We start from the raw sequence: 12,076 nt of genomic DNA on the forward strand, positions 1-12,076 counted from the left end.
TAAAAATTCTACACCTTTTGATATTGTCTAATTTTTTCTATAAGATTTTTCATGTTTTCCCTTGCTATTACTGGGTTTCTAGCATGCGAATACACTAAAAATTTCGGTTGTTTTGTGTCAGAAACGATATAAGACCACTCTTTTTCGGTATATTTGAACTGTACTCCTTCAAATATACCTTCTTCCTTTCTTTCCATATCAGCCAATAATTTCCTCATTACTTTCCCTTTTTCATTCCATGAACATACAACTTCATCACAAAGTAGATAGAGCGGAGGTGATTGCTCTACTATGCTGAGAAATGTTTTTCCCTGCAATGCTATTAGCTCGAATAATTTTCCAATTCGATATAAAATATCTCGCTTCCATCTCGCTTGAAACGACTTTTTTTCATCCTGCGTATAAAATAGAAGGTAACATTCTCCTAATTTCAAAGACATCGGGTAAATATTTCCTGCCGATTCAAGTAATAAATCTGGAATATCTACCTCTTCAAAATCTGTTCCCTGGTAAATATTACTATGATTATCATATAACTCGAAATAATTTCCTTGCTCTGAAAACATAAGTGCCATATTTGCTTTACTTGATTTCATCAAGGCTTTCACATGATGCTTTTGTTCGCCCGCATAAATCCATGTAACTGTGCATCCGAGCCTTTGCAAAAAAATCATAAGTAAATGTTGTAACATATCATTTCTCTTATTAATAAGAAGATGAAACTTCTGTTTTTGTATCGTTTCAATATCAATACGCTCTAACACAGCTTCTACATAATTATTTACAGAAACGTGAACTAGCTTATTTCGTCCCATTTCTTTCTCACAAGCGTAATAAAACGACTCAGACATATATACTTGTTCTATCGCTTTTTGCTGCTTATACGTTAAAAATGAGCCCTCCTTACCATACAATTGTATAACAATCCCTCTTTCGCTTTCCACTTGAACGAAAACTCCACCTGCACATTGCAAATTATGAATGGCATACTGAAAAAGCGACTCATTCATTTCTTTACATTCCATCGTATGAATCCCGCTGCCATGAATGGCATGGAGGAATAAATTTTTAAAGGAAGTTGTTTCTATATTTTCCTGACTTCCAATCAATATACTCTCTCCTTTAGCAAAAAGAGATCCATAAGCCATTGCAACTTTCACAATAAATTGAGGAGTAATTTCAACATTACCCCTTCCTACAATCCGGCTTTTTTGTAACCACCCTGCACTCTTTTCACTCTCTTTAACACCGGCAGAACCTACTATCGAATGACTATCTATCTCCTTATATGGCCATATTTTTCCTTTTTGCTTAATTACTGTACTTTTCCCTATATGACAATGGTCCGCTACAATACTTTTTTGAAAAAGTGTAACATCATCTTCGACCATTGTATGATCTCCTATTGTTGTTTCTAACAACTCACAATTTTTTCCTATATGAGCGTTTGCAAAAATGATGCTTTTTTGAAGATGAGAATAGCTTGAAACGATACTATTTTTCCCAATAATAGAGTACGGTTCAATTATAGCCCCCGCACCAATCATTGCCCCTTCTCCAATAAAAGAAGGGCCATGAATTTTCGTCCCTTTTCCTATCGTTACGCCTTCTCCCATCCACACCATTGGTAATATTTCTGTATATGGAATAGGCACCTTCAATTTTTTCGTCAACAAATCAAATTGAGCCTGCCTATATTGATCAAGTGTACCAATATCTAGCCAATAGTCTTCTGATAAATATGCAAATAAAGCATTTTCATTTGCCAATAACGGAAACACATCATGACTGAAATCCGAAAATCCCATGGATGGTATGTAAGAAAAGATTTCTGGCTCCATTATATAAATACCTGTATTCACAATATTAGAAACTACCTCATTCCAGCTCGGTTTTTCTATATATCGTATAATTTCTTGTTCTTTATTCATTACAACTAACCCAAATGAGAGTGGATTTTCTACTTCTTTCGCAAACATCGTTACCATTCTCTTCTTCTGTTCATGAAATGCAATTCCTTCTGATAATTGAAAGTCAGTTAATGCATCCCCACTAATAACAACAAATGTTTCATCTAAAAAACTTTCCGCTTGCTTAATGCTCCCTGCTGTTCCAAGCGGAGGAGAATCTTCAAAATAATACAAGTTAACTCCCCACTTACTACCATCACCAAAGTATTGCTTAATGGCAGTACTCATATATTGAACTGTAATTGCAATTTCACGAATACCATGCTGACGTAATAATTCAATATTATATTCAAGAACTGGTTTTTCTAACAATGGTAACATCGGTTTTGGAGTATTACATGTTAATGGTCTAAGACGTCTCCCTTTTCCTCCAGCTAAAATAACCCCCTTCATATACTTCAGCCTCCACTTATATAATGTTCAAGAACTCCGTATATCATTTATCCCACATTAACTGCAGGAAAAGTCCGGTTTGGTAAATCTAACAATCAGTGAGAGACAGCCCCACTAATTAAAGCCTCACTTTATGAATAAATATACCTTTTAACTCCCGATAAAAAAAGAAAGCGCTTACCATTAACTTAGTAAAATAATTAATAAGACATAACTAACACATATGTACTTCTTTTTCCATTAATTATGATACATCTTATCATCATAGACTAAAGGAAACAACGAGCTTTTTTTGTCATGTTTTGACTAAAAAAAGTAGGTGATTTCTCATCACCTACTTTTCCCCCTACTCATTCAATAAATAATGCTTTCCTTTTACTAAATAAAATACATTCTCAGCAATATTTGTAACATGGTCTGCTACACGCTCAATATATCTTGCAACAAAGGATAGCTGTGTAATTTGTGTAATCGCTTCTGGTTGTCCAGGGACAGAGGAAATAAATTCACGAATCGCTTTCCCATAAATTTCATCAACTGAATCATCCATTTCAGCAATTTGTTTAGCAAAAGTTAAATTTTCTTGCTCATATGCTTCTAATGCTAAATTTAACATCTTATGAGCAATCTCAAACATTTCCTCAAGATTACGCAAGCTAACGACCACTTCTTTTTCACCAAGACGAATTGTTGATTTCGCAATATTAACAGCATGGTCTGCAATACGTTCTAAATCTGTCGCTGTTTTAATTGAAATGAAAATCCTTCTTAAATCACTTGCTACAGGCTGCTGCTTTGTAATAAGCATAAGCGCAAGGTCATTTATTTCCTCTTCTAAATTATCCATGCGATAATCCCCATCAATGACTTCTAACGCTTTCTCTACATCCCTGTTGTGAAGACCTTCCATAGCAATCAATAAAGCTTCCCTTGCTAACTCACCAAGCTCGATCACCTTTTGCTGTAACGTTTTTAAATCACATTGAAACTGTTCTCTTACCATCGTTTCTTCCCCCTCAATATTATGCGCTATTTTATATAAATCCCCTACCCAGCCTCTTGTATGTTTATTAAGCCTTGAGAAAAGAGAAATATTACTCCCCTATTAGAATGAGGTGAAAGTGAGAAATGCCCTCTGTTAAGGGGCATTTACTCTTAGCCTTGCTAGCGATATCAACCAAATCTTCCTGTAATGTAGTCTTCTGTACGCTTATCTGTAGGTGTTGTAAATAATTTGTTCGTATCTGTATATTCCACAACTTCTCCACTTAAGAAGAAAGCAGTTTTATCTGAAATACGTGCTGCTTGTTGCATGTTGTGCGTCACGATAACAATACTAAAGTCTTTCTTTAACTCCTGAATTAGCTCTTCTACTTTTGATGTTGAAATTGGATCTAGCGCCGATGTTGGTTCATCCATTAAAATTACGTCTGGCTCAATCGCTAAGCAGCGTGCAATACATAGGCGCTGTTGCTGCCCACCTGATAAACCATATGCATTATCGTGCAAACGATCTTTTAACTCATCCCAAATCGCTGCTCCGCGCAAGCTCTTTTCAACGATTTCATCAAGTGTTTTTTTGTCACGAACACCATGGATTTTCGGGCCATATGCTACATTTTCATAAATAGATTTTGGGAATGGATTTGGCTTTTGGAATACCATACCCACATGCGTACGTAATTCTTCAACCGGATATGACTTTTCGAATATGTTTCGTTCTCTATATTCGATAACGCCCGTAGTTCGAACGATAGGCACTAACTCTACCATACGATTTAGTGTTTTTAAGTACGTTGATTTACCACAACCACTTGGACCGATAATCGCTGTTACTTCATTCTCATGGATACTTAAGTTGATATCTTTTAAAGCGTGGTCTTCTCCGTACCATAAATTTAAATTTTTCGTATCAAATACCACTTTTTTTGGTGCTGTCTCAATCTTTTTCTCGTTTTTCACCTGTACATTTACTACTGTTGCTACCATTTGAATTCCCCTTTCATCCACTTCCAACTTATTTTCGATTTCGTAACCATAAGACAAATATATTTATAAAGAGCAGCAACCCTAACAAAACAATCATCCCAGCTGCTGCTACATACTGAAATTCTTCTTGTGGTCTACTCATCCAATTAAAAATTTGAATTGGTAAAACCGTAAATCTATCAAACATACTGAACGGAACATAATTTGCAAAGGCAAGAGCCCCAATGACTAATAATGGTGCAGCCTCACCAATTGCTCTCGATACCGCTAACGTACATCCCGTTACAATCCCTGGTAAAGCTACTGGCAATACAATTTGATACATCGTTTGCCACTTCGTAGCACCTAATCCGTAAGAAGCCTCTAGTAATGAGCTCGGCACAGTTCGAATCGCTTCTTGACTAGCTACAACAACAGTTGGTAAGACGAGTAAACTCATCGTCAGTGCCGCTGCCATTATGCTCTCTCCTAAATGGAGAGCGTATACGAAAATAGTTAACCCGAGTAAACCAAACACAACGGAAGGTACCCCTGCTAATGTTTGATTATTTAATTCAATTAACTTTTTAAAAACGGACTCCTTCGCATAATGCTCTAAATAAAGAGCTGTTCCGACTCCAAATATAAAAGAGACCGGTATAACAATGCTCATAAATAGTATTGTTCCTGACAAAGCAGCGACAATCCCAGCTTCTCTCGGATTACGTGAGGCGAAGTTTGTAAAGAAATCTATTGAAAGATAACTTATACCTTTTTCAAAAATTTGAAAAAGCAATATAAAAAGTATTACTACTGAAAATAAAATTGCTATATAAAACAAACACTTGTAAATCCGATCCTTTAAAAAACGCGATGCCATATTTTCTTGTATTTTTTTATGGTTTAACATTCGCATATTATGTCACCCTCCTAAAACGGCGCATAATATATTGCGAAATGATATTCATCATAAAAGTAAACATAAATAGCGTTGCACCTACAGCATACATGCTGTAATAAGTAATCGTTCCGTGCGGAGCATCACCTAAACTCACTTGTACAATATAGGCTGTTAATGTTTGAATAGAATGAGTCGGATCTATCGATACATTAGGTGTGGATCCAGCTGCAATAACAACAATCATCGTTTCACCAATCGCCCTGGAAGCTGCTAATATAATCGCTGCCATTATGCCCGTAAAAGCCGATGGAAACACCACTTGTTTTACCATCTCAAAACGAGTCGCTCCTAGCGCTAATGAGGCTTCTTTAATTCCTTTTTCTACAGCTCTCATCGCATCTTCAGAGAGAGACGCAATCGTCGGGATCATCATGAACCCTATAACAATACCCGGACTAATAGCATTAAAAAACTGCAAATCTGGTATAACGCGTTGTAAAAGTGGTGTGACAACTGTTAACGCGAAAAAACCATATACAATTGTCGGGATGCCGGCAAGTAGCTCTAACAACGGTTTTAATATTTTCCGAGCGCCATTCGAAGCGTATTCGCTTAAAAACACGGCACAACCTAAACCAATAGGAATTGCTACGAACATGGAAATTGCTGTTACAAGGATTGTTCCACATATAAGTGGTAATATACCGAATTTCGGATCTTCAAAAAAAGGTAACCATTCTTTCTCTGTCAAAAAAGAATACAATGATATCTTTTGAAAAAACATAATTGTTTCATTTGCCAACGTAATAATAATTCCAAGTGTCGTTACAATGGACACGCTAGCAATGACTTTTAGTATTAACGGAACAATTCGATTGATTCGCTGCGTTTTTTTTCTTCTATTTGTATTTCTCTCAATCAAATGTTGTACAGAAAATGTAATTTGACTTTTGTCATTATGAGCCAAAGATGAAAACCCCTTTCCACCCTGACATTACCTTTTTATTTCTGTTAACATTCGCAGCTGTTCATTATATTTTTCTTTTGGTAATTTTACATATCCGACCTCTTCAGCAAGGCTTCCAACATGCTTAATCATAAACTCAACATAATTTTCTACATTAATTTTATTTCTGATAGATGCATGATTCACATACGTAAATAGCGGCCTAGATAAGGGCTTATACATACCCGATTGAATGGTCTCTTTCGTTGGAAATACACCATCCACCTGTATTGCTTTTACCTTATCTCGATTGGCCATATAATAAGCATATCCTACAAAAGCAATGGCATTTTTATCATTCATTACCCCTTGCATAATAACTTGATCGTCTTCAGACAAAGAAACCTTTTTTACAAGGCGATTATTTTGTAAGACAACATTTTGGAAATAATCATAAGTACCTGAGTCTACGCCTGGCGCATAAAATTTAACTTGTTCACGTGGCCATGATGAATGAATTTGTGACCATCGTTTCAATCTTCCATTTTCACTCCATAATAGACGTAACTCGTCTATCGTCATATTGTTTACCCACGTATTTTGACGATTCACAACAATCGTTAGACCATCATAAGCAACCTCAAATGGTGTAAATTGAATGGAGTTTTTCTGCATTTCATTTTCTTCTACCGGTTTCATCAATCTCGAAGCATTGTTTATATCTACTTCTCCTTTACTGAAACGATTAAATCCTCCTCCTGTCCCAGAAATACTAATAGAAATTTTCACGTTTGGATGGGCCTTTGTATATTCCTCTGCTACTGCCTCTATAATAGGAAAAACCGTTGAGGATCCATCAACTCTCACTTCTCCCATTTCATTTGTAGCGAATGCAGTAGACATATTAAAACAAAGGAAACATGTCGATAATGTCAAAACTTTAATCGATGTGCTCATCCATTTCACGTGTTCTTCCTCCTAGAAGTAACCGGAAATAACAGGATTACAGATATAAGAATACTGCTAAACTATTAATTCGGTTTTAATTGTTTGTAAAAGTTTTGTAAAGTTCCACAAAAACAACTGTATACACAAACTTTATTTTCACTTTTGTACTTTAGATGCAGGAAATTTTCTAATCATCCATAAAACTGCTATCTTCTATCACACAAGACAAACTTAGAGCGTATCCACTAATCTTATTGTGTTCATCGTTTTTGAAACTACATGTTTTTTCAACATTTTACGCTTGTCCACATTTACTAGACCATATGCATAAAGCATAAAAAAAAGCACACTATCTTTTCAGATAGTGTGCTTTTTTTACAACTTTTTTATTCATCATCTTGTGCATTACTTTTTTTCTCTTTTTCATCTTTTGGAGCTTCACCAGTTAATGCTTGTTTTTTCAAATCAAAGTAAGCGTCCATTATTTCACGACCAATATATCCATTAATCCCTGTTTTATCATCATGTACCCATGGCACAACAACAGAAAATGCTACTTCTGGATCTTCGAGCGGGGCATAACCTACTAATGTTAAGTTATAAGTCTCCACACGCTGACCATCTGCTTTTTTACCAATCTCTTTATCTCCGCCATATACAGTTTGCGCTGTACCAGTTTTCCCTGCAGCTTTATATTTTGCACCAGTAAAGTATTTTGTAGCTGTACCACCTGTATCGTTATACACTTGTCTAAATCCTTCTTGAACACGTTTAATTTGTGATTCAGGCATATCAACACGATTTAATACTTTCGGTTCCATGGATTGAACAACTTTTCCAACTTCCTCGGGCTTCGCCGATGGCTGACGAATTTCCTTTACAACTTGCGGTTGCATACGATATCCACCATTGGCAATCGTCGAAATATATTGTGCTAATTGAAGCGGTGTATACGTATCATACTGCCCGATTGATAAATCTAATAAGAAACCTGGTTGATTTCCTCTACCCATTTGACCAGCAGTTTCATTCGGCAAATCAATTCCTGTTTTCACACCAAGTCCAAACTGGCCAAAATAGTAACGCATAGTATCGAATGCTTTTTGCGGGATATCTAACGTACCACCTCGTACGTATGGAACCCCAGCGATATTCATCGCTGTTTTAAACATATAAACGTTAGAAGACTGTTTTAACGCTGTAAGGTCATTAATATACCCCATCGTTTTCCAAGATGACTTCGTAGGTGTCCCTTTTAATCTAATCGGTTCATCTAACTGTACAGATCCAGGTTGAATCGCACCAGTTTGATATCCCGTAAGTACTGTCGCACCTTTTACAGTTGAACCCATCGGATAAGAACTCGTCATCGTTCCTAATGCGAAATCATTTACTTTCGTTTGACCATCTTCGTTAACTAATTGTTTCCCCGCCATAGATAAAACTTCACCATTTTTCGGGTTCATCATTACAACGAATGCACGGTCTAAAAGAGGTTCGCTCCCTTTAAATCTCATTAAGTTTTTCGCAAGAATTTCTTCTACGCGCTTTTGTAATTCCATATCGATTGTTAAATTCAAATCGTTACCTCGTTGTCCTTGTGACACATTAATAGTTTCTAAAATATTTCCGTCTTTATCTGTAACATTTCTCACTTCGGATTTTGTACCGTGTAAACTATCTTCATATTGTTGCTCAAGGTAACTTTTCCCTACGCGATCATTACGATTATAATCGCGAACAAGGTAGTAATCTAATCGCTCTCTCGGTAACCCTTCATCAGCAGTCGTTACACCACCAAGTACACTTCGGAACGTATCATCATACTTATATTTTCGTTCCCAGTCGACATTTGTATCTACACCTGGTAATTTCGCTAAATTTTCACTAATAATCGCATATTCTTCCGGTGTTGCATCTTTTTTAACGATTTGCGGCGTCATTGCATATCCGCTTTCCATCTTACTTTTAATTGCCAGTATTTCTAAATCTTTTGCTGAAAATTGACTAATCTCTTCTTCTGTTACACGATTTCGTTGACGCTCATCTAGCTCTTTCTCTTCAATTTTATTCGCTTTCAACTCTTCACGATCTTTTTTTGTGATTTTTGCTTTTGCTTCTTCTTTATGTAAAGCAAGCCAATAATCTTTTTTATCGCGATCTGTTAACTTATCTGTTGGGACATCAATCAAATCTGCTAACTTTTTCGCCGTTTCTAAGCGATCATCTGCAGTTGATCCCTTCATTTTTGTAAATGTAATTGTACGAATAGGCTCATTATCTACGACTGGTTGCCCATTACGATCAAATATTTTCCCGCGTGGTACAGGATTACTTATCGTTGAATTTTCTTTTTTCTCAACTTCATTTTTATATTCCTCGCCACGAACAATTTGTACGTATCCAAGCCTTACAATAACCGCGGAGAACATTAAAAACACGCAAAAAAACAACACGTTTAACCGAAAGGGAACGTGGGTTTTTGTCTTTGTCTGGTTCTTTTTCTGCTTCTTGCTCATACAAACCCCCTCTACCAACAGCTATGTAATGTGAAAGGGACACCTTCATACAGGTGCCCTCACTGCTGTCTTACATCTTTTTCTATTCTAGCATAAAACAAACGATAAGTTAACCTTCTGGTTCAGTTTGATTCTGCGTGGTTCCTTGCGCTACAACGCTGGTTTTGTTCCCATTTCCCTCATCATATTTGACATTTTTAACTGCAAAATAAATAAGAAAATGTCCAGCTCCTAAAATACATAGTAAGAACGGTAAACTTTTTTCAGGAGGAAAGAATATGACAGCACATAAAAAACTTAAAATGGAACAAATTCTTCCGGCATTTAACCATAATTCCCTGACAACTACATATTCTACACGCCATTCCCTCGCCTGTTTTGCTCTACCGATTACATCGTATGTCATGGATCCGTACGGAACGAGTAAAATGGGATATGCAACCGCGATACATGCTGCATAAATAAGTAATTTCGTATATGTAACATTGAAAATAACTAAGAATACGACCGCATATAAAATAATGCCACCAAGTAAAATTGCTTTTTTTCGCCATTCTTTCTTTAACAGACGAGCAACTAAATAATAGCATACAAATGATACTGCAGAATTCACTAAACTATACTTCCCTAGTGCTAACTCGCTACCAGATGCTAAATAGACGTATACCGAAATAACGAAAATAAACGTTCCCTCTCTCAAACCTTGGAAGAAATGAGCACGCGTAATTCTTCCCCAGTTTTCATCAACTTGCCGCTCTTTCAATACTTGCACAATTTCATAGCGTCCTTCACATTCCCTCTTCGATAAAAAAAAGCTTAGAACGACTGCAACCGCAAATAGCATTAACGAGAGGAAGAAAACGACAGTATAACCGCTCCATTTTTCCATACGTGAAATTGTATATCCTGCTGCTATCGGTCCAATCATTCCAGAGAAAGATGTAAGAAGTCCGAGAAAACCGTTAAAAAAATCTCTTGTTTCTGGTTCTGTAATCTCAAATGTCAACAAGTTAAAAGCGAGCCAATAGAAACCATAACCAACTCCTAAAAGGGCTCCCATTAGTAAAATATAGTGAGATGCACTTTTTCCCGCTACTAAAACGACGATAAAAAAAACAGCTAACGTGCCTACACCGATTCGCAATAAAATCGAGCGATCAATACGTTTCGCTAATTTCCCGCCCACAAGAAATGTTAGAGGCTGCAATACAACGCTGGCCAAATTATACAAGCCCAGATTTACATAATTTTGTGTTTGCTTCCATAAATAAATGTTTACAAACGTATTCGATAAAGAAATTGCGAGCGTGTATAAACCTCCTATAACGAGCAATAATACTAAATCCCGATTCACTTCAACATCACCAATTACATGTTTCCACTTCATACACAACTCTCCTTTACTTCATCTTCTAGTCTTCCAAAGACAAGCTCAATTATGTAAAAGGAGAGCATAGAAAAAAGCTAGGAGAAAATCCTAGCTTTTTTCTAGCTGTATTAACTTTAATTACTTTGCTTCTTGGTAAAGTTTTTCAGCAACGTTCCAATCTACAACGTTCCAGAATGCACCGATGTAGTCAGGACGACGGTTTTGGTAATTTAAGTAGTAAGCATGCTCCCAAACATCTAAACCGATAACTGGAGTTTTACCTTCAGTTAAAGGAGAATCTTGGTTTGGAGTGCTTGTTACTTCTAACTCACCATTGTTTACTACTAACCAAGCCCAACCAGAACCGAAGCGAGTTGCGCCAGCTTTTGCGAATTCTTCTTTGAATGCGTCGAAGCTACTGAATTTCGCTTCAATCGCAGTTGCAAGTTCGCCTACTGGTTGTCCCCCGCCGTTTGGAGATAGGATTGTCCAGAAGAATGTATGGTTAGCATGTCCGCCACCATTGTTACGTACTGCTGTGCGGATTGCTTCAGGTACTTCGTTTAAGTTTGCAACTAATTCTTCAACGCTTTTGTCTGCTAATTCTGCATGACCTTCTAAAGCAGCGTTTAAGTTTGTAATATACGTGTTGTGATGTTTTGTATGATGGATGTTCATTGTTTCTTTATCAAAGTGAGGTTCTAAAGCATCATACGCATAAGGTAAATTTGGTAATTCGTGTTTTGCCATTGTTATATTCCTCCCGGTTTATGTATTGTCACTACATATGTGACCTACAACTTCATTCTACCCTAATTGCCATAGGGTGCAAACAAATAAATCGCTTTGTCTTGCTATCATTAAAGTAGCAAAATTCCCACTTCTTTTCAATTAAAATGCTCATATATTCCGTAAAAAAAACTTCCTTCTACAAGGAAGCTTCCTGCTGACATAATAAACATGTGAAATGGATATGGACCCTGTAGGACTCGAACCTACGACCGGACGGTTATGAGCCGTCTGCTCTAACCAACTGAGCTAAGGGTCCACGATTATGTATGT

General features: G+C 36.7%; 9 protein-coding genes and 1 tRNA gene. All 10 read right to left on the reverse strand.

The annotated features are described in order from the left end of the window. Window positions 1-8: 8 nt before the first annotated feature. Window positions 9-2,363 carry a sugar phosphate nucleotidyltransferase gene (locus KPL75_RS08045; protein WP_219920233.1) on the reverse strand — a complete coding sequence of 785 codons (2,355 nt, stop codon included), beginning with the start codon at window positions 2,361-2,363 and terminating at the stop codon, window positions 9-11. 346 nt (window positions 2,364-2,709) lie between these two features. Beyond that, on the reverse strand, window positions 2,710-3,366 hold the full coding sequence (gene phoU / locus KPL75_RS08050; protein ID WP_002145720.1) for a phosphate signaling complex protein PhoU: 657 nt from the start codon (window positions 3,364-3,366) through the stop codon (window positions 2,710-2,712). A 170-nt stretch (window positions 3,367-3,536) separates the two neighbouring features. After that, window positions 3,537-4,352, reverse strand: a complete 816-nt coding sequence (gene pstB / locus KPL75_RS08055) for a phosphate ABC transporter ATP-binding protein (RefSeq protein WP_002111857.1) — start codon at window positions 4,350-4,352, stop codon at window positions 3,537-3,539. A gap of 28 nt (window positions 4,353-4,380) precedes the next feature. Further along, entirely contained in the window at window positions 4,381-5,247 is an 867-nt protein-coding gene (gene pstA / locus KPL75_RS08060; RefSeq protein WP_070144872.1) for a phosphate ABC transporter permease PstA, read from the reverse strand. A 1-nt stretch (window position 5,248) separates the two neighbouring features. Then, window positions 5,249-6,199 (reverse strand): phosphate ABC transporter permease subunit PstC, encoded by a 951-nt coding sequence (pstC, locus tag KPL75_RS08065; protein WP_219920234.1) that lies wholly within the window; start codon window positions 6,197-6,199, stop codon window positions 5,249-5,251. Window positions 6,200-6,226: 27 nt separating this feature from the next. After that, window positions 6,227-7,144: a PstS family phosphate ABC transporter substrate-binding protein gene (locus KPL75_RS08070; protein WP_219920236.1), complete on the reverse strand. Its 918-nt coding sequence runs from the start codon at window positions 7,142-7,144 to the stop codon at window positions 6,227-6,229. 368 nt (window positions 7,145-7,512) lie between these two features. Then, complete coding sequence (locus KPL75_RS08075; RefSeq protein WP_219920238.1) at window positions 7,513-9,645, reverse strand: peptidoglycan D,D-transpeptidase FtsI family protein; 2,133 nt, start codon at window positions 9,643-9,645, stop codon at window positions 7,513-7,515. A gap of 109 nt (window positions 9,646-9,754) precedes the next feature. Beyond that, window positions 9,755-11,032, reverse strand: a complete 1,278-nt coding sequence (locus KPL75_RS08080) for an MFS transporter (protein ID WP_219920240.1) — start codon at window positions 11,030-11,032, stop codon at window positions 9,755-9,757. A 120-nt stretch (window positions 11,033-11,152) separates the two neighbouring features. Further along, window positions 11,153-11,764, reverse strand: a complete 612-nt coding sequence (gene sodA / locus KPL75_RS08085; protein ID WP_219920242.1) for a superoxide dismutase [Mn] — start codon at window positions 11,762-11,764, stop codon at window positions 11,153-11,155. Window positions 11,765-11,988: 224 nt separating this feature from the next. Further along, a tRNA-Ile gene (locus KPL75_RS08090) sits at window positions 11,989-12,062 on the reverse strand. Window positions 12,063-12,076 lie beyond the last annotated feature (14 nt).

This window comes from Bacillus sp. NP247 (genome assembly GCF_018966865.1).
Classification (GTDB): domain Bacteria; phylum Bacillota; class Bacilli; order Bacillales; family Bacillaceae_G; genus Bacillus_A.